This window comes from Lentzea sp. NPDC055074 (assembly GCF_053608005.1).
Genome location: NZ_JBSGUQ010000003.1, coordinates 218,168 through 237,006, shown reverse-complemented (window position 1 = coordinate 237,006; position 18,839 = coordinate 218,168). Strand labels below are relative to the sequence as shown.

The following is an 18,839-nucleotide window of genomic DNA, read 5'->3' as shown; positions in this document are numbered from 1 at the left end:
CCGAGCCGAGGATGGGTCCCATGAGCTACGACATCGACCCGGAACTGCTGCCCTGGCTCGACATGCTGCCGCAGCTGACGATGACCGACCACGAGGCGCTGCTCGCCGCCCGCGACCAGCAGTCGGCGCTGGCGGGCCTCATGCCCGCGTACGAACCGGTGAACACGATCGACGTCCGCGACGAGACGGTGCCCGGCCCGTCCGGCGCCCCGGACGTGCCGGTGCGGGTCTACGGCCGCGCGGGCCGCGAGAACCCGGTGCCGGGGCTCGTCTACATCCACGGCGGCGGGTTCGTCATCGGCAGCGTCGAGATGTTCGAGTCGCACGTGCTCAAGATCGTCGACCAGCTGGACGTCGTGGTCGTGTCGGTCGACTACCGGCTCGCGCCCGAGCACCCGTTCCCCGCACCGGTCGAGGACTGCTACGCGGCCCTGGTGTGGACGGCGACCAAGGCGGACGAGCTGGGCATCGACCCCGCGCGGCTCGGTGTCGGCGGCGAGAGCGCGGGCGGCGGGCTCACCGCCGGGACTGTGCTGCTGGCGCGCGACCGCGGTGGTCCCGGGCTGGCCTTCCAGCTCCTCGGCATCCCCGAACTGGACGACCGGCTCGACACCGAGTCGATGCGGGACTACGTCGACACCCCGCTGTGGAACCGTCCCAACGCGATCTACAGCTGGACCGCCTACCTGGGCACCGAACCGGGCGGCGACGACGTCTCGCCGTACGCCGCCCCGGCCAGGGCGACCGACCTCTCCGGCCTGCCGCCCGCGTTCGTCACCACCTGCCAGTACGACCCGCTGCGCGACGAGGGCGTCGAGTACGCACGCCGTCTCGCGCACGCGGGGGTACCGACCGAGCTGCGCCTCTACCCCGCCACGTTCCACGGCTCGTCGCTCATCGAGAGCGCCGAGATCTCCCGCCGGATGTTCGCGGACGAGGTGGAGGCGCTGCGCCGCGGGCTGAAGGTCACGGAGTCCCCGTGACCGTGCTGCCGGACCTGGTGACGTGGTAGGTGACGGTGGCGCCGCTCCAGTAGTGGAACGTCAGCGTCACTCGCGCGTTGTCGTTGACCTCGGCGAAGAACTCCGGGGTCAGCGTCGTCGCGCCGGTGGTGTAGTTCGGTGCGAACGCCTTGTCGAACTCCTTGTAGGACGTCCAGTTGTGAGGTCCGGCGTTCGACCCGTCGGCGTACTTCGCCTCCATCGTGGCCAGCAGGTCGCCGCGGAAGGTCGTCGGGATCGAGAACGAACCCGTTGTCCCGGTCGCGGCGGACAACACCGGCGTGTCGTGGGTGACGAGGTTGATCCGCCACGGCACGCCCGCCGAGAAGTGGGCCGTCAGAACGGCGTTCGTGCCGTAGGCGCGTGATCCGCTCAGCCTCGTCATCGCCGGCGACGTCAGGGTGAGCTGGTCGCCGGACACCGTGTAGTCGTTGCCCCGCACCAGTTCCGTGCTGCCCTGACGAAGGCCGCTGAACGTGGTCCCGTTGGTGTTCAACGTGATCGTCTTGGCGGTGACGGCGCTGGAGCGGGCGCTGAACACCTGGTCGGTGGACGCCGTGCCGGACCGGGTCGACCAGCTCGACTTGATCTGCGCGACCAGTTCGGGGTCACTCCACTGGAACGACGTGCGGCCGAGGTGCTGGCCGTTGTCCCACAGCATCGTCGTGATCTTCTTGGCGCGCGCGTAGTAGCCGAGGTGCTCGAAGAACTTCAGCTTCTCGCCCTGCTCGATCGTGCCGGTGTGCCGGTCGAACCCGAGCAGCCCGTACTCGCCGAGGATCACCGGGACGCCGCGCGCGACGAAGGTGTTGTACACGCGGTCGAACGAGTCGGTCAGGTCCTTCTGCGCCGTCGCGTCGTACCTCGTGCCGCCGGCGACGTTCACGCTGAACGGCCAGTAGCCGTAGTAGTGCACGGTCGCGATCAGGTTCCGGTCGTTGAAACCGCTGATCGACGTGGCCAGCTCGTCGAGGCGGGCCTGGTCGGACGACGTGTGCAGGGTGGGCAGCACGAGCAGGCGGCTCGCGTTGTTGCCGCCGGAGCTCCGCACGATGGTGCGGAAGGACGAGTTCAGCTCGTGCAGCAGCTGGGCGTTCTGGGCGTCACCCGAGCTGCCGGTGAACTGCGGTTCGTTCACGCTCTCGAAGACGAGCTCGCCCGGCGAGTTCTTGAAGGCGGCCGCCAGCTGCGTCCAGATCGCGTTGTACCGGGCGAGCACGCCGGTGCGGTTCGACGGCATGGCCGAGATCCACTGCCACGAGTCGTGGTGGATGTTGATCATCACCTGGAAGCCGTCCGCCAGCGCCCAGCCGACGACCTCCTTGACGCGGTTGAGGTAGGCCGCCTCGATGGTGTGGTCCGACGCCTGGTGCTGGCCCCACGTCACGGGGATGCGGATGCTCTTGAAGCCCTGCGCCTTCACGTTGTCCAGCAGGGCCTCCGTGACGCGCGGGTTGCCCCAGGACGTCTCGTCGCTCCCGGTCGAGTCCAGCGTGTTGCCGAGGTTCCACCCCGGCTGCATCGCCGCCACCTGCGCCATCGCGTCACCCGGTACGGGGTTGCCCGTGGTGGTGGTCGTGGTGGTCGTCGTCGGTGTACCGGGGCTGCCGGTGCAGGTGACGCCGTTGAGGGCGAACGACGTGGGCGCGGTGTTCGCGCCGGACCAGCTGCCGTTGAAGCCGAACGACACGGTGCTGTTGGGTTCGATCACCGCGTTGTAGCCGGCGTCCGCGGCGGTGGCCTGGGCGCCGGACGACGTGACGGTGGCGTTCCACGCCTGGCTCACCTGCTGTCCGGAGGGCCAGGTCCAGGTCAGCCGCCAGCCGTTGACGCGGTCACCGACGTTGGTCACCGCCACGTTCGCGGTGAAGCCGCCCTGCCACTGGCTGGGCACCGTGTAGTCCACCTTGCAGCCGGGTGCCGCCGCGGCCGGGGCCACGACCGCCAGTCCGATGCTCGCGGCCACCGAGACGAAAGCCGCCGTGAGCGCGACAACGCGCCGTCCGGTCATGACACACCTCCCGAGTCTGGGAGCGTTCCCAGAAGGCCGCACTGTATTCATCCGGACGTAACGCGGACAGGAGAACCGTCGAATCGACGTCGAACGCGGAAACGCCTCTGTCGCACGGCTTTCGTGACCGTTACAGTCCCGGACCTGGGAGCGCTCCCAGATCCGTCTCGTCCCCTGTCCCCGGAGGCTGACGTGCACAGTCGCCTGATCAGATCTGCGGCAGCCGTCCTCGTCGCGGCACTCGCGGTGGTGGCCGGTCCGGTGGTGTCACCGTCCGCGGCCGCACCCGCGTTCAACTACGCGGAGGCGCTGCAGAAGTCGGTCTGGTTCTACGACGCCCAGAGATCCGGGGCACTGCCGGCGAGCAACCGCGTGAGCTGGCGGGCGGACTCGGCGTTGCGCGACGGCTCCGACGTGGGCCTCGACCTGTCCGGCGGTTTCTACGACGCCGGCGACCACGTGAAGTTCGGGCTGCCCTTCGCGTTCAGCGTGTCGATGCTCGCCTGGGGCGCCGTGGAGAACCGGGCCGCCTACACGAGCTCCGGCCAGCTCCCGCACCTCCTGGCGAACCTGCGGCACGGCACCGACTGGATCATCAAGGCGCACCCGTCCCCGAACGTCGTCTACGGGCAGGTCGGCGCGGGCAACCCCGACCACGCCTGGTGGGGCTCGCCCGAGGTCATGACGATGGCACGCCCTTCGTACAAAGTGGACAGTTCCTGTCCCGGCTCGGACCTCGCGGGCGAGTACGCGGCGGCGATGGCGTCGGCCTCGATGGTCTTCAAGGACACCGACCCCACCTACGCGGCCACGCTGGTGACGCACGCCAAGCAGCTCTACTCGTTCGCGGACACCTACCGCGGCAAGTACAGCTCGTGCATCACGGACGCCGCGAGCTTCTACAACTCCTGGAGCGGTTACCAGGACGAGCTCGTCTGGGGTGCGATCTGGCTGCACCGCGCCACCGGTGACGCGAGCTACCTGACGAAGGCCAAGGCCGAGTACCAGAAGCTCGGCACCGAGCCGCAGAGCTCCGAACGCTCCTACAAGTGGACCATCGCGTGGGACGACAAGTCCTACGGCGCCTACGTCCTGATGGCCAAGCTGACCGGCGAGCAGTCCTACATCACCGACGCCAACCGCTGGCTCGACTTCTGGACCACCGGGTACAACGGCAACCGGGTGCGCTACTCCCCCGGCGGCCAGGCCGTGCTCGACAGCTGGGGTTCGCTGCGCTACGCCGCCAACACCGCCTTCGCCGCCCTGACCTACTCGGACTGGCTGTCCACTCGCGACAGCGCCAGAGCCAGGACCTACCACGACTTCGGCGTGCGGCAGATCAACTACGCGCTCGGGGACAACCCTCGCAACGCCAGTTACGTCGTCGGCTTCGGCACCAACCCGCCGCGCAACCCGCACCACCGGGGAGCGCACGGGTCGTGGGCGGACAGCATCCAGGAGCCCGTCACCAGCCGTCACGTGCTGTACGGCGCGCTGGTCGGTGGCCCCAGCACCAACAACGACGCCTACACCGACAGCCGCAGCGACTACGTGATGAACGAGGTCGCGCTCGACTACAACGCGGGCTTCACCGGTGCGCTCGCCCGGCTGTACGGCGAGTTCGGCGGCACTCCACTCGCCTCGTTCCCGACCGCCGAGACGCCGGACGGGCCCGAGCTGACCGTCCAGGCGTCGGTGAACCAGAGCGCCGCCCAGTTCACCGAGATCAAGGCGTTCGTGCTCAACAAGAGCGCGTGGCCGGCGCGCACGTTCAACGGCACGCTGCGCTACTACTTCACGCTCGACGGCGCCACCACGCCGAACCAGATCACCGTCACCACGAACTACAACCAGTGCGGCACCCCGAGTGCGCCGGCGCCGCACAGCGGGTCCGTGTACTACGTGGAGATCCCGTGCCCCGGCGTCGCTCCGGCCGGGCAGTCCGCGTACCGCAAGGAGGTCCAGTTCCGGATCACCAGCGCCGGCACGTGGGACCCGTCCAACGACTGGTCGCACACCGGTCTCGGCAGCGGCAACACCGTCGCGCAGACCGACCGGATCGTGCTGCGCCAGGACGGCAGGACGGTGTGGGGCACCGAGCCCGGCGGCGGCGTCGCCGACAGCGTGCCGCCGTCCGTCCCGAGTGGACTGACCGCGACGCCCGGCACCACCGGTGTCACGCTGAGCTGGACGGCCTCGACCGACAACGTCGGGGTCGCCGGGTACGACGTGCTCACCGGCACTAGCGTCACGGGCTCGACGGGCACGACCAGCTTCCAGGTCACCGGCCTCACGCCGGACACGCCGTACTCGTTCTCGGTCCGCGCGAGAGACGCCGCGGGCAACGTGTCGGCTGTCAGCTCCGCCGTCTCCACCCGCACGCTCCCCGGCACCGCGAGCACGCTCGCGGTGCAGCACAAGGGATCCGGCGCGGCCACGTCGAACCAGATCGGCGCCACGCTCCAGCTGACGAACCGCGGCACGACGCCGGTCGGCCTCGCCACGACGACGATCAGGTACTGGTTCACCGGCGACGCACCGTCGGCGACGTACCAGGTGTGGTGCGACTGGGCGCAGATCGGGTGCGCGGGAGTCCAGGTGCGAGTGGTCAAGCTGGCCGCCGCTCGCACGGGAGCCGACGCGTACGTCGAGGTCGCCTTCACGTCCGGCAGCCTCGCCGCCGGAGCGAGCACCGGCGAGATCCAGATCCGCACGGCGAAGTCCGATTGGTCCTCTTTCACGCAGTCCGACGACCACAGCTACCGGATCAGCACCGCGCTCACCGACTTCGACCGGGTGACCGCCTACACAGGCGGCTCGCTCGCGTGGGGCACCGAGCCCTGACGAGCCTCGGGGCGGGACGTTCTGCGCGGCACAGGCGTCCCGCCCCGTTCCCACACGAGGTCGCGCTCTCACGAAGTGGACACGCGGGCGTTTCGTCACATTCGATAAGGGGCCCGCCGACTCCTACGATGGGCCCCATGACGGAGATCGACCGGACACGACGGCCTGGACCGCGGATCGAAGAGGTCGCGCGCGTCGCCGGCGTGTCCAAGTCGACGGTCTCCCGAGTGATCAACGGTGAGCAGTACGTGAGCGCCAAGGCCCGCGACGCCGTGCACACCGCGATCACCCATCTCAAGTACAGCCCGAACCAGGCGGCGCGCTCGCTCGCGGGCAGCAAGGCGAACGCCCTCGCGCTGATCGTCTCCGAACACGGCAGCCGGGTCCTCGGCGACCCGTTCTTCGCCGGGGTGCTGCGCGGCGTGCACGCCGAGCTCACCGGCCGCCGCATCCAGCTCCTGCTCATGATGAGCCGTCCAGAGGACCACGACGACCTCCTCGCCTACCTGGCGGGCGGCCACGTCGACGGCGCGCTCCTCGTGAGCCTGCACGGCGACGACCCGCTGCCCCACCGGCTCCAGGAGCTCGGCCTGCCGGTCGTCGTGGGCGGCCGTCCACTGGCCGCGGGCTCGGTCCCGTTCGTGGACTCGGACAACTTCACCGGCGGCCTCGACGCCGTCCGGCACCTGGTCTCACTGGGACGGACCCGGATCGCGACCGTGGCGGGCCCGCGCGACATGGCGGCGGGCCTCGACCGGCTCAGCGGCTGGCGCCGGGGCCTGGGCGAGGCACGACTGCCCGCGGACCTCGTGGTGGAGGCCGACTTCACCCCGGAGAGCGGCGCCCGCGCCATGACCGAGCTGCTGGACCGCGCCCCCGGCATCGACGCGGTCTTCGTCGCCGCCGACATCATCGCCCTGGGCGTGCTGCAGGTCCTGCACGCCCGTGGCAGGCGCATCCCCGAGGACGTGGCGGTGGTCGGGTTCGACGACTCGCTGCTCGCGTCGACCGCGACTCCCCCGCTCACCACCGTCCGGCAGGACGTCGAGCAGCTCGGCCGCACGATGACGTGGCGGCTGCTGGGCGAGCTCGCCGGCGAAGACGGCCTCCCGCCGTCGCTCCTGCTGCCGACCTCGCTGGTGCGCCGGGCGAGCGCCTGACGCGGTTCACGCGCCCGACTCCGCGGACGGTGCTCCCGGTCCGCACCGCACGCCTCTGCGACCCCGGGCGAGCCCTGCCCAGGTGAACGCATGCCTGCTCCAGGCCCCCGGAACACGGCCGAACGCCGGACATCGGCTCGCCCGTTCGCGCGGCTGATCTGGTGCTCTCACGCACTTTCCGGGCACGTGAACACCGCCGGCCAACTGACGCTGTCCGTGCCGGAAGCGACACGCAGTGTTAACCCAACGGCCACACTTCCGGGAACGCTCCCAGGTTTCCCAACTGTGACCTGAGCCATGAATCGCGAGGTCACCCCGTCGACCAGCGCCGAAAACACCTGGTGTACCCCGAAGTGTGTCTTGACACACGTTCGAAGCCAGTACGACACTCCTCCCCGTCTGGGAGCGCTCCCAGAACCCGCCGCCGAGACCAGAGGAGTTCTCCCGTGCGACACCGTTGGATCAGCGTGCTGATCTGTGCCGCCGTGTCCGCCGCCGCCACCACCGCGTGCGGGTCAGGCGGGGCCAGCCAGTCCTCGGACGGACCGGCTGAGCTGACGATCGCGACGTTCAACGAGTTCGGCTACGAAGAGCTGTTCAAGGAGTACGAAGCAGCTCACCCGGACGTCAAGATCACGCAGCGCAAGACCGGCCAGGGCCAGCCCCACCACCAGAACCTGTTCACCAAGCTCGGTGCGGGTTCCGGCCTCGCGGACATCGAGGGCGTCGAAGAGGGTTACCTCAGCCAGTTCATGTCGAAGTCCGGACAGTTCAACGATCTCAAGGAGATCGGCCCGAAGGTCGAGGACGACCGCTGGCTGAAGTGGAAGACCGAGGCCGTCACGACCAAGGACGGCAAGCTCATGGGCTACGGGACCGACATCGGTCCGCTCGCCATGTGCTACCGCAAGGACCTCTTCGAGCAGGCTGGTCTGCCGTCGGACCCGGAGGGCGTCAAGGCTCTCTTCGCGACGTGGGACAGCTACTTCGCCGCCGGTGACCAGTTCATCGCCAAGGTTCCCGGTGTCGGATGGTTCGACAGCGCCGCCCAGGTCTACAACGCCATGCACAACCAGCTCGAGACGGGCTACTACGACAAGTCCGACAAGCTGGTCGTGGACAGCAACGCCGACATCAAGAAGAACTGGACCGCGGTGACCGCCGCTGTCGCCAAGGGACAGTCGGCCCGGCTCGGTGCGTTCAGCAACGAGTGGAACACCGGCTTCAAGCTCGGCAAGTTCGCCACCAAGACCTGCCCGTCGTGGATGCTCGGCGTGGTCGAGTCGCAGGCCGGCCCCGAGAACAAGGGCAAGTGGGCGGTCACCGACGCGTTCCCGAACGGTGGCGGCAACTGGGGCGGCTCGTACCTGACGGTGCCGAAGCAGAGCAAGAACGCCAAGAAGGCCGCCGAGCTCGCCGCCTGGCTGACCGCGCCGGAGCAGCAGATCAAGGCGTTCAAGGCCAAGGGCACGTTCCCGAGCCAGGTGAAGGCGCTCGACGCCCCCGAGCTGCTGGACCAGACCAACGCCTACTTCGGTGACGTCAAGGCCGGCGCGCTGTTCGCCACCCAGGCCAAGAAGATCAAGGCCGCGCAGTACAAGGGCCCGGCCGACGGCCAGATCCAGGAGACGGTCTTCAGCCCGGCGCTGCTGTCCGTCGAACAGGGCAAGTCCGCCGACGAGGCGTGGAAGGCCGCCGTCGAAGGCGCTCAGAAGGCGGCCAAGTAGTGACCGCCACTCTTTCCAAGGAGGTCCGCGGGCGAGAGCAGGAGTCTCGCCCGCGGCCTCCGCGGCGGTACCGTATGTCCAATTTGGACGCAAAGGTGTCGCCGTACCTGTTCGTCGCACCCTTCTTCGTGCTCTTCATCGCCATCGGGCTGTTCCCGTTGCTCTACACGGCCTACGTCTCCCTGTTCGACTGGGAGATCGGCGACGACGAGCCGCCGTTCGTCGGCCTCGAGAACTACAGCACGCTGTTCCAGGACGACCAGTTCTGGAACGCCCTGTTCAACACCTTCAGCATCTTCCTGCTCTCGAGCGGGCCGCAGATCGTCGTCGCGGTCGTGATCGCGGCACTGCTGAACGCGAACCTACGGGCCCGCACCGGCTGGCGGATGGGCGTGCTGCTCCCCTACGTGGCGAGCCTCGTGGCGTTGACGATCATCTTCGGCAACCTCTTCGGACCGCAGTACGGCCTGGTGAACGACGTGCTCGGGCTGATCGGCGTCGACCCGATCGACTGGCAGGCCAGCACGTTCGGCAGCCACGTCGCCATCGCGTCGATGGTCAACTGGCGGTGGACGGGCTACAACGCGCTGATCATCCTCGCCGCGATGCAGGCGATCCCGAAGGACGTCTACGAGGCCGCGCTGGTGGACGGCGCGAGCGCGCTGCGGCGGTTCTTCAGCATCACGCTCCCGTTGCTGAAGCCGACGCTGATCTTCGTGGTCGTCACGTCGACCATCGGCGGTCTGCAGATCTTCACCGAGCCGAAGCTGTTCGAGCCCTCGGGTGGCAGCGGCGGCGGCGCGGAGCACCAGTACCAGACCGTCGTGCTCTACCTGTACCAGTCCGCGTTCCAGGGCTACGACCTCGGCTACGCCTCCGCGATCGCCTGGGTGCTGTTCATGGTCGTCATCGCCGTCGCCGGCCTCAACTTCTTCCTCACCAGGAGGGCCGTCAAATGATGAAACGACCGTCCTTCGCGATCTACGGGATCCTCGGCGCGTTCGTGCTCGGCTCCGCCTTCCCGTTCTACTGGTCGTTCCTCGTGGCCAGCCGCGACAACTCGGTGCTGACAGGGGACTTCACGCTGATCCCCGGCGGCAACTTCTGGACGAACTCGCTGCGCGTGTTCGACACGGTCCCGTTCTGGAAGGCCCTGGGCAACAGCTTCCTCGTGTCCGGCACCGTGACGTTCTCGGTGGTGCTGCTGTCCACGCTGGCCGGGTTCGCCTTCGCCAAGCTGAAGTTCCGCGGTCGCGGTGTGCTGTTCCTGTTCGTGGTGGCGACGTTGGCAGTGCCCACCCAGCTCGGCATCATCCCGCTCTACATGGCGATGGCCGAGTTCGGCTGGGCAGGCGAGCTCGAGGCCGTGATCGTGCCGAACCTCGTCACCGCGTTCGGCGTGTTCTGGATGCGGCAGTACCTCCTCGACGCCATCCCCGACGAGCTCGTCGAGGCGGCGCGGATGGACGGCTGCAGCCTGTGGCGCGCGTTCTGGCACGTCGCCCTGCCCGCCGCCCGGCCCGCCGCCGCGATGCTCGGTGTGTTCACGTTCATGCAGTCCTGGAACGACTTCCTGTGGCCGTTGGTCGTCCTCAACGCGGACAACCCGACGCTGCAGGTCGCGCTCGAGAAGCTGCAAAGCGGTTACTACGTCGACTACTCGCTCGTACTCGCCGGGACCACGCTCGCCACGGTTCCGGTTCTCATCGTCTTCCTCGTGCTCGGGCGGCAGATCGTCGCCGGTGTGATGCAGGGCGCCGTCAAGGGGTGAAAATGGAGAACATTCTTTTCCCACAGGGTTTCCTGTGGGGAGCCGCGACCGCCGCGTTCCAGGTGGAGGGTGCGACCGACGTGGACGGTCGCACCGACTCCATCTGGGACGAGTTCTGCCGGCAACCCGGCAAGGTGGTGGGCGGCGACTGCGGTGAACCGGCCGCCGACCATTACCGGCGTTTCGAGCAGGACGTCGCCATGATGGCGGACCTGGGCCTCAAGGCCTACCGGTTCTCGATCGCCTGGCCGCGCGTGCGGCCGGACGGCGGGAAGGTCAACCAGGCGGGGCTCGACTTCTACAAGCGTCTGATCGACTCGTTGCTGGCGCACGACATCGCGCCGTGGCCCACGCTGTACCACTGGGACCTCCCGCAGAAGCTCGAGGAGACCGGCGGCTGGGCGAACCGCGACACCGCCTTCCGGTTCTCCGACTACGCTGCCGCCACCGTCGAGGCGCTCGGCGACCGGGTCAGCACCTGGACGACGATGAACGAGCCGTGGTGCTCGGCGTTCCTCGGGTACGCGGGCGGAATCCACGCTCCCGGCCGCACCGAACCGAAGGCCGCCGTCGCCGCCGTCCACCACCTGCTGCTCGCGCACGGGCTCGCGGCCGACACCATCCGTGCCGCCCAGCCGGACGCCAAGGTGGGCATCACGCTCAACATGTACCCGATCATCCCCGTGGACCCCGGCAACCCGGCGGACCTCGACGTCGCGCGCCGGCTCGACGGGTTGCAGCAGCGGATCTTCCTGGACCCGTTGCTGCGCGGCGAGTACCCGGCCGACATCGTCGAGGACCTCGAGCCGTTCGGGTTCAGCGACCACGTCCACGACGGCGACCTCGGCGTGATCTCCGGGCCGCTGGACATGCTCGGCGTCAACTACTACACCGAGCACTACGTGAGCTCCTCCCCCAACGGGGAGACCGGCCCGTCGCCGTGGGTCGGCGTGCAGCACGCGTCGTTCCCGCCCAGGGACGCCCCCATCACCGACATGGGCTGGGAGGTCAGGCCGGACGGTCTCACCACCGTGCTCATGCGGGTGCACAACGACTACCCGCGGCTTCCGCTCTACATCACGGAGAACGGCGCCGCGTTCCGCGACGACGTCACCGGCAACGGTGCGATCGACGACGTGGACCGCACCGGGTTCATCGCCTCCCACCTGCGCGCCGCCCACGCGGCCATCGCGGCGGGGGTCGACCTGCGCGGCTACTTCTGCTGGTCGCTGCTGGACAACTTCGAGTGGGCCGAGGGGTACGCGAAGCGGTTCGGCATCGTCCACGTCGACTACGACACCCAGATCCGCACGCCGAAGATGAGTGCGAGGTGGTACAGCAGGGTGGCCCGCGACAACGCGCTGGTCGCCGTCTCATGACAGAAGGCAGGAGTCGCCGCCCCGGCCCGCGCATCGAGGAGGTCGCGCGCGTGGCCGGGGTGTCGAAGTCCACGGTCTCCCGGGTGATCAACGGCGAGAAGTACGTGAGCGAGCGGTCGCGCCAGGCGGTGCACCGCGCCATCGCCATGCTCGGGTACAGCCCCAACCACGCCGCGCGAACCCTGGCAGGCAGCAAGGCGAACGCGATCGCGCTGGTGATCTCCGAGCAGGGCAGCCGGGTGCTCGCCGACCCGTTCTTCGCCGGGGTGCTGCGCGGGGTGCACGCCGAGCTCGCGGGCCGGCACGTGCAGCTCCTGCTGATGATGAACCAGCCGCTCGACGGTGAGGACCAGGTCGCCTACCTCACCGGCGGGCACGTGGACGGGGCGCTCGTCGTGAGCCTGCACGGCGAGGACCCGTTGCCGAGGACGTTGCACGAGACGGGGCTGCCCACCGTGGTGGGCGGCCGTCCGCTCGTGGGCGGCACCGTCCCGTTCGTCGACGCCGACAACTTCAACGGCGCGCTGGGGGCCGTGCGGTTCCTGATCTCGTTGGGACGCGAGAAGATCGCGACTATCGCCGGCCCGCACGACATGGCCGTCGGCATGGACCGCCTGAGCGGCTGGAGGTGCGGGCTCGCCGAGCACGGCATGCCCGTGGACCTCGTGGCGCACAGCAGCGACTTCACGCCCGAGAGCGGTGCGCTCGCCATGGAGGAGCTGCTGCGCAAGGCACCTGATCTCGACGCGGTCTTCGTGGCCGCGGACATCATGGCGCTGGGCGCGTTGCGTGTGCTGCAGGAGCGGGGCTACCGCATTCCCGACGACGTGGCGGTCGTCGGGTTCGACGACTCGGTGCTCGCGTCGACTGCCGTACCGCCGCTGACGACCGTGCGGCAGGACGTGGAGGGGTTCGGCCGGACCATGACCTGGCGGCTGCTCGCCGAGCTCGCCGGCGAGGAGAAGCTGCCCCAGTCGATGCTGCTGCCCACCTCCCTCGTGCGGCGGGCCAGCGCCTGAACCGTTTGCATTCCTCCCGAAAGCTTTCGGCCTGATCCCTGAACCAGCGCCAGGACCAGGCCGTACTACGTCTTACCAGGACGAACGGGGGTAGCGGATGCAGGCGGGCCGATTCTTCGACGAGCCACCGGGCGACGATCCGGAACTGCCGGACACAGCCGTCCTGCGCGTGTTGTGGATGACCGCGCAGGGAATGGTGTGGCCGTGGCTGCTGCAGAGCATGTGCCGCAAGGACGCGATCAGACTCGCCCTGGAGGCGGAGCTGATCTGGGCGCCCGTCGGGGACCACCTCGGCTACCACATCACGGACGCGGGCCGGCGTCGCATCATGGACTGGTACCAGGACAACCGCCCCGGCACCGGTCCGGACGACAACACCGCGCACTGGCGGGCCGTCACGATGCGCTGACGCCGGCCCTCCGCGTCAGACGGCGGCGGTCGTGCGCGCGGCCAGGCCCTCGATGACGGCGGCCAGCTTCTCGGTGACCTCGGGGTCGTCGACCGGGTGGAGCTCGGCGAAGCGCACGACGGAGGCGGGGATCGACAGGGTCAGGTCCTCGGCGGGCACACCACCGGCGATCTTGACGGCCTTGCGGGCCTCGTCCTGCGCCCACACGCCCCCGTACTGGCCGAAAGCGGTGCCGACGACCGCGACGGGCTTGCCGGTCAGGGCACCCGCGCCGTAGGGGCGCGACAGCCAGTCGATGGCGTTCTTGAGCACGGCGGGGATCGTGCCGTTGTGCTCGGGCGACACCAGCAGCAGCGCGTCGGCCTCCGCGACGGCCTGGCGCAGCTTCGCCGCCTCGGCGGGAACGGCGCCCTCGACGTCGATGTCCTCGTTGTAGAACGGCACGGCGCCCAGGTCCTCGAACACGCCGATCTCGACGTGCTCCGGCGCGATCTGGACCGCGGCCTCGGCGAGCCTGCGGTTGTGCGAACCGGACCGGAGGCTGCCGACGAGCGTGAGGATGCGGACGGGCATGACGTGACTCCCAAATGCAGGCGGTGATCGAACGACTACGATACTAAACGGGATGCGTTCCGTTTATCTTCCCACTAGGCTTCGGTCGTGATCGACAGCACACCCCTGCCCCTCGTCACCGCGGAGGCGGGCCTTCGAGCGGACGCGGTGCGCAACCGCGCCCTGCTGCTGGAAGCGGCGGCCCGGCTGGCGGCCGAACACGGCGCTGCGGCGATCACGATGGAGACCGTGGCCAGCGCGGCCGGCGTCGGCAAGGGCACCGTGTCGCGGCGTTTCGGCGACCGCAACGGCCTGCTCCAGGCGCTGCTCGACCGCTCGGAGATCCAGCTCCAGGAGGCGTTCCTCAGCGGCCCTGCCCCGCTCGGTCCCGGCGCCGACGCGGCGACGCGGCTCCGGGCGTTCGGACCCGCCCTGCTGCGCCACGAGCGCGCCCACCTCGACCTGTACCTCGCGGCCGAGCCGTCCCCGGGCCGCCGGTTCTCCGTTCCCGCGCGGCAGCTGCGGCACCGGCACGTGACCGTCCTGGTGCGCGCGGCGGTGCCCGGCGCCGACGCGGTCCTGCTCGCGCACACCCTGCTGGCGTCGGTGGACCTCGTGCTGGTCGACCACCTCGTCCGCGTCGGCGGCATGTCTCTCGAGCGGGTGGAGCAGGGCTGGCTCGACCTGGTGGACCGCCTCCTCGCCTGAGGTTCGAGTCGAAATCGACGATCGAACGGGACCTGTGGCCGCACAGGGGTTGTAGCGGTCGCCGCACTCCGCCTACGGTCGCCTGGGAGCGCTCCCAGAACATCGTCGACGTGGACGGAGACCTTCACGACCATGAGATCCCGACGCCTGCTCACCGCGACCCTGGCCGTGGCGCTCGCCGCGTTCCCCCTCGCCGCCCCGGCGGCCGCCGCCGACTACGAACGCGTGCTCAACGGCTCGTTCGAGAACGGTTCCGCCGATCCCTGGTGGAGCAGCGCCGGTGTCACCAACCGCGTGACCGGCGGCGAACTGTGCGCCTCGGTCACGGGTGGCACGACGAACCCCTGGGACGCCCTGATCGGCCAGAACGGCGTGCCGTTCGAGACCGGCCAGTCCTACACCTTCGCGTTCGACGCCCGCGCCACGACGGCGCAGCCCGTCACCGCCGCCGCGGGCGAGAGCGTCAGTCCGTACCGCGGGATCGCGAGCCAGCAGTTCACGCTCTCCCCGGAGAAGCAACGGTTCTCGTTCACCTTCACGTCCACGTTGGACTTCCCGGACGCGGGCAACGGCCAGGTCGCGTTCCAGCTGGGCGGCCAGCCCGCGGACAACACGATCTGCGTCGACAACGTCTCGGTGATCGGCGGCGTGAAGCCGCCCGGTGGCGTGAACCCCAACCCCACCAAGAAGGTCCAGGTCGACCTCGTGGCGTACGTGCCGGGGCTGCCGAAGCGCGCGACCCTCGTCTCCGCGGCCACGACGCCGCAGACGTGGACGCTGCGCGACTCCGCGGGCACGGCGGTGGCGACCGGCCAGAGCACCCCGAAGGGTGCGGACGCGACGTCCGGCGACTCCGTGCACCTGATCGACTTCTCGTCGTTCGACACGGCCGGCACCGGCTACACGCTCTCGGTCGGCGAGGACAGCAGCTTCCCGTTCGACATCTCCGCGGACCCGGTGAAGCGGCTGCGCTACGACTCGCTCGCGTTCTTCTACCACCAGCGCAGCGGCACGCCCATCGAGGCGCAGCACGTCGGTGACGAGTACGCCCGTCCCGCCGGCCACGTCAACGTCGCGCCCAACCAGGGTGACGACAACGTGCCGTGCCGCGCGGACCTCGCGTGCGGCTACACGCTCGACGTGCGCGGCGGTTGGTACGACGCGGGCGACCACGGCAAGTACGTGGTCAACGGCGGCATCGCGACCTGGCAGCTCCTGAACGCGTACGAACGCGCTGCCCGCGTCGGCGACGCGTCCGCGTACCGCGACGGCGCGCTGAACATCCCGGAGAACGCCAACGGTGTTCCGGACCTGCTCGACGAGGCGCGCTGGGAGGCCGACTTCCTGCTGAAGATGCAGGCGCCGGACGGCATGGCGCACCACAAGATCCACGACGCGAACTGGACCGCGCTGCCCACCCGTCCGGAGCTGGACGACCAGCCGCGCAGGCTGTCCGCGACCAGCACCGCCGCGACGCTGAACCTGGCCGCGGTGGCGGCACAGGGATCCCGCCTGTGGAAGACCGTCGACGCGGCGTACTCCGCGACACTGCTCGCGGCGGCGCGCAAGGCCTACACGGCGGCCAAGGCGAACCCGGCCAAGCTCGCCGACCCGAACGACGGCACCGGCGGTGGCGCGTACAGCGACGACACCGTGAGCGACGAGTTCTACTGGGCCGCCGCGGAGCTGTACGCCACCACAGGTGACAGCGCCTACCGGACCGACGTGACCTCGTCCCCGCACTACAAGGCGGCGAGCCTGAACCGCGGCGGCTTCCACTGGGGCGGCACGGCACCGCTCGGCGACATCACGCTCGCCCTCGTCCCCACCGGCCTGCCCGCGGCGGACGTCACGGCCATCAGGACCGCGTTCGCCGCGGTCGCGGACCAGCACCTGACGGCCATGGCGGACATGGGGTACGCGGCGCCGTACGACAACAGCACCGCCGGGTACGTGTGGGGCTCGAACTCCACGGTCCTGAACAACGCCCAGGTGCTCGCCCTGGCCCACGACTTCACCGGTGCAGCGAAGTACCGCGAGGGCGTGTTCGAGGCGCTGCACTACGTCCTCGGCCGCAACCCGTTGAGCACCTCGTACGTCGCGGGCTACGGCGACCAGGCGATGACCAACGCCCACCACCGCTTCTGGGCGCGCCAGAACGACCCGACCCTGCCGATCGCACCGCCCGGCTCGTTGTCGGGCGGTCCGAACAGCGCGCTGCAGGACCCGGTGGCCCAGCGCCTGCTCGCCGGCTGCCCGCAGCAGAAGTGCTGGGTGGACGACATCGGCGCGTACTCGGTGAACGAGGTGGCGGTCAACTGGAACTCCGCTCTCGCCTGGGTCTCGGGCTGGGCGGCGGAGAAGTCCGCGGCACCGAAGGGCGACTGCGAGGTCGCGTTCAGCGCGGGCCGGTGGCCGGACGGGCTGACCGCGCAGGTGAAGATCACCAACACCGGCAAGACGGCGTGGACGGACTGGTCCCTCGGGTTCTCGCTGGCCGGCACGCAGCGGGTCACGTCCGGGTGGTCGGCGCAGTGGAGCCAGACCGGCCGTGACGTGACGGCGGCCAGCATGTCGTGGAACGGCTCGGTCAAGCCCGGGAAGTCCGTGCAGATCGGGTTCAACGGGTCCGGGTCCGGAGCGGATCCCGCCGTGTTCTCCGTGAACGGGAGGACCTGCACCACCGCGTGACCGCACCAGGGATGTGCGCCCGCTGTCACCTTCCGGTGGCGGCGGGCGCACTGCGTTGCGGCGGGAGAGGCGCCGGTGTTCGGCGTCTCAACTGGTGAAACGGGGACGTCGCTCCGGCCGAAGGCGACGGTGGACCAGCGCACCGCCTTCGTCCCGATCAACGCCGGCCGCCGCGCGCCCAGCCTTCGCCCAGGCAGCGGCGCCGGTGTCCCCCCTCCCCCGTCAGCGCCGGTCACCACACGCGACACTCCTCAGCACACCGCGTTCGACCAGGCGGGCCAGCCCCGACACCCGGCATCCAGCGCTGCCGGGCAACCGACCGGCGCAGCCGCGCGGCCCCCACCTGGCAGCTCTCTGTGAGCGCTAACAGGTACGACCTGGCGTTATCCAGATGTCACTTGACGGGCTAGTTGTTAGCGATAACACTCGCCGCCTACAGCACTGTTGCCTCCCGGTGACATCGAGGAGAACTGATGAGGCTTGCCCGGATCGCGGCCACCACCGCACTCGCCGTCACCCTCGCCGCCTGTGGTTCGGCGGAGAAGACGGTCGACCAGCAGACCGGCTCCAGCGAAGGTGCGCTGGTGGGCGTCACCATGCCGACGCGGTCGTCCGAACGATGGATCCACGACGGCGACAACATCAAGAAGGCCCTGGAGGGCAAGGGGTACAAGGTCGACCTCCAGTACGCGGAGAACGACATCCCCACCCAGGCGAACCAGATCGAGAACCAGATCACCAAGGGCGCCAAGCTCCTGATCGTCGCGTCGATCGACGGCACCGCGATCACCTCGCAGCTGCAGCAGGCCGCCGACGCCAAGATCCCGGTGATCGCCTACGACCGCCTGATCCGCAAGAGTCCGAACGTCGACTACTACGCGACGTTCGACAACTTCAAGGTCGGTGTGGAGCAGGCGAACTCGCTCGTCGCCGGTCTCAAGACCAAGGGCGAGGGCCCGTTCAACATCGAGCTCTTCGCGGGCTCGCCGGACGACAACAACGCCACGTTCTTCTTCAACGGCGCGATGTCCGTGCTCCAGCCGCTCATCGACCAGGGCAAGTACACGGTCAAGTCGGGTCAGAAGGACTTCAAGACCGTCGCGATCCTGCGCTGGGACCCGGCGACCGCGCAGAAGCGCATGGAGGACCTGCTCACCTCGACCTACGGCGGCGCCAAGGTCGACGGCGTGCTCTCCCCGTACGACGGCATCTCGATCGGCATCCTGTCCGCGCTCAAGAGCGGTGGCTACGGCACCGCCGGGCAGGCCTACCCGATCGTCACCGGTCAGGACGCCGAGGTCGCCTCGGTGAAGTCGATCATCGCCGGTGAGCAGTACTCGACGATCCACAAGGACACCCGCCTGCTCGCCGACGTCACGGTGAAGATGGCCGACGCCGTGCTCAAGGGCGGCAAGCCCGAGGTGAACAACACCAAGGACTACGACAACGGCAACAAGGTCGTGCCCTCCTTCCTGCTGCAGCCCGTCCCCGTGGACAAGGCGAACTACCAGAAGGAGCTCATCGACTCCGGCTACTACACCGCCGACCAGCTCAGGTAACTCATCGT

Annotated in this window: 14 protein-coding genes; 12 read left to right on the top strand and 2 right to left on the bottom strand. The window is 69.3% G+C overall.

What is annotated here, in order from left to right:
• The first annotated feature begins 20 nt into the window (after nucleotides 1–20).
• Nucleotides 21–983, top strand: coding sequence for an alpha/beta hydrolase (locus ACWF7A_RS08330; protein ID WP_452249759.1), 963 nt, complete (start codon nucleotides 21–23; stop codon nucleotides 981–983).
• Here ACWF7A_RS08330 and ACWF7A_RS08325 read toward each other — a convergent pair.
• Complete coding sequence (locus ACWF7A_RS08325; protein ID WP_452249758.1) at nucleotides 967–3,012, bottom strand: cellulase family glycosylhydrolase; 2,046 nt, start codon at nucleotides 3,010–3,012, stop codon at nucleotides 967–969. The two genes, ACWF7A_RS08330 and ACWF7A_RS08325, sit on opposite strands and share 17 nt — an antisense overlap.
• Nucleotides 3,013–3,204: 192 nt before the next feature.
• Between ACWF7A_RS08325 and ACWF7A_RS08320 the strand changes: the two genes are divergently transcribed.
• The 8 genes from ACWF7A_RS08320 to ACWF7A_RS08285 all read left to right on the top strand — a co-directional run bounded on the left by ACWF7A_RS08320 (nucleotide 3,205) and on the right by ACWF7A_RS08285 (nucleotide 13,321).
• Nucleotides 3,205–5,856 carry a glycoside hydrolase family 9 protein gene (locus tag ACWF7A_RS08320; RefSeq protein ID WP_452249757.1) on the top strand — a complete coding sequence of 884 codons (2,652 nt, stop codon included), beginning with the start codon at nucleotides 3,205–3,207 and terminating at the stop codon, nucleotides 5,854–5,856.
• Nucleotides 5,857–5,993: 137 nt separating this feature from the next.
• Complete coding sequence (locus ACWF7A_RS08315) at nucleotides 5,994–7,016, top strand: LacI family DNA-binding transcriptional regulator (RefSeq protein ID WP_452249756.1); 1,023 nt, start codon at nucleotides 5,994–5,996, stop codon at nucleotides 7,014–7,016.
• A 446-nt stretch (nucleotides 7,017–7,462) separates the two neighbouring features.
• Nucleotides 7,463–8,743, top strand: coding sequence for an ABC transporter substrate-binding protein (locus ACWF7A_RS08310; RefSeq protein ID WP_452249755.1), 1,281 nt, complete (start codon nucleotides 7,463–7,465; stop codon nucleotides 8,741–8,743).
• Nucleotides 8,743–9,702, top strand: a complete 960-nt coding sequence (locus ACWF7A_RS08305; protein ID WP_452249754.1) for a carbohydrate ABC transporter permease — start codon at nucleotides 8,743–8,745, stop codon at nucleotides 9,700–9,702. Before ACWF7A_RS08310 ends, ACWF7A_RS08305 begins: the two co-directional genes overlap by 1 nt.
• Nucleotides 9,702–10,514: a carbohydrate ABC transporter permease gene (locus ACWF7A_RS08300; protein WP_229904302.1), complete on the top strand. Its 813-nt coding sequence runs from the start codon at nucleotides 9,702–9,704 to the stop codon at nucleotides 10,512–10,514. Before ACWF7A_RS08305 ends, ACWF7A_RS08300 begins: the two co-directional genes overlap by 1 nt.
• Nucleotides 10,515–10,516: 2 nt before the next feature.
• Nucleotides 10,517–11,893, top strand: a complete 1,377-nt coding sequence (locus tag ACWF7A_RS08295) for a GH1 family beta-glucosidase (RefSeq protein WP_452249753.1) — start codon at nucleotides 10,517–10,519, stop codon at nucleotides 11,891–11,893.
• Nucleotides 11,890–12,912 carry a LacI family DNA-binding transcriptional regulator gene (locus ACWF7A_RS08290; RefSeq protein WP_452249752.1) on the top strand — a complete coding sequence of 341 codons (1,023 nt, stop codon included), beginning with the start codon at nucleotides 11,890–11,892 and terminating at the stop codon, nucleotides 12,910–12,912. The genes ACWF7A_RS08295 and ACWF7A_RS08290 overlap by 4 nt, the downstream gene beginning before the upstream one ends.
• Before the next feature lie 97 nt (nucleotides 12,913–13,009).
• Nucleotides 13,010–13,321 (top strand): hypothetical protein, encoded by a 312-nt coding sequence (locus ACWF7A_RS08285; protein ID WP_452249751.1) that lies wholly within the window; start codon nucleotides 13,010–13,012, stop codon nucleotides 13,319–13,321.
• A gap of 15 nt (nucleotides 13,322–13,336) precedes the next feature.
• Here the strand turns inward: ACWF7A_RS08285 and ACWF7A_RS08280 are convergent, their stop codons facing one another.
• Nucleotides 13,337–13,894, bottom strand: a complete 558-nt coding sequence (locus tag ACWF7A_RS08280) for an NAD(P)H-dependent oxidoreductase (RefSeq protein WP_452249750.1) — start codon at nucleotides 13,892–13,894, stop codon at nucleotides 13,337–13,339.
• Between the two features lie 87 nt (nucleotides 13,895–13,981).
• On the opposite strand from ACWF7A_RS08280, the gene ACWF7A_RS08275 reads away from it, so the two are divergent.
• From ACWF7A_RS08275 to chvE, 3 genes are all read left to right on the top strand, one after another.
• Nucleotides 13,982–14,581, top strand: a complete 600-nt coding sequence (locus tag ACWF7A_RS08275) for a TetR/AcrR family transcriptional regulator (protein ID WP_452249749.1) — start codon at nucleotides 13,982–13,984, stop codon at nucleotides 14,579–14,581.
• Between the two features lie 132 nt (nucleotides 14,582–14,713).
• Nucleotides 14,714–17,272 (top strand): glycoside hydrolase family 9 protein, encoded by a 2,559-nt coding sequence (locus tag ACWF7A_RS08270; RefSeq protein WP_452249748.1) that lies wholly within the window; start codon nucleotides 14,714–14,716, stop codon nucleotides 17,270–17,272.
• A gap of 473 nt (nucleotides 17,273–17,745) precedes the next feature.
• A complete protein-coding gene (chvE, locus tag ACWF7A_RS08265; RefSeq protein WP_452249747.1) occupies nucleotides 17,746–18,831 on the top strand; it encodes a multiple monosaccharide ABC transporter substrate-binding protein in 1,086 nt (361 codons plus the stop codon).
• Nucleotides 18,832–18,839: the final 8 nt, after the last annotated feature.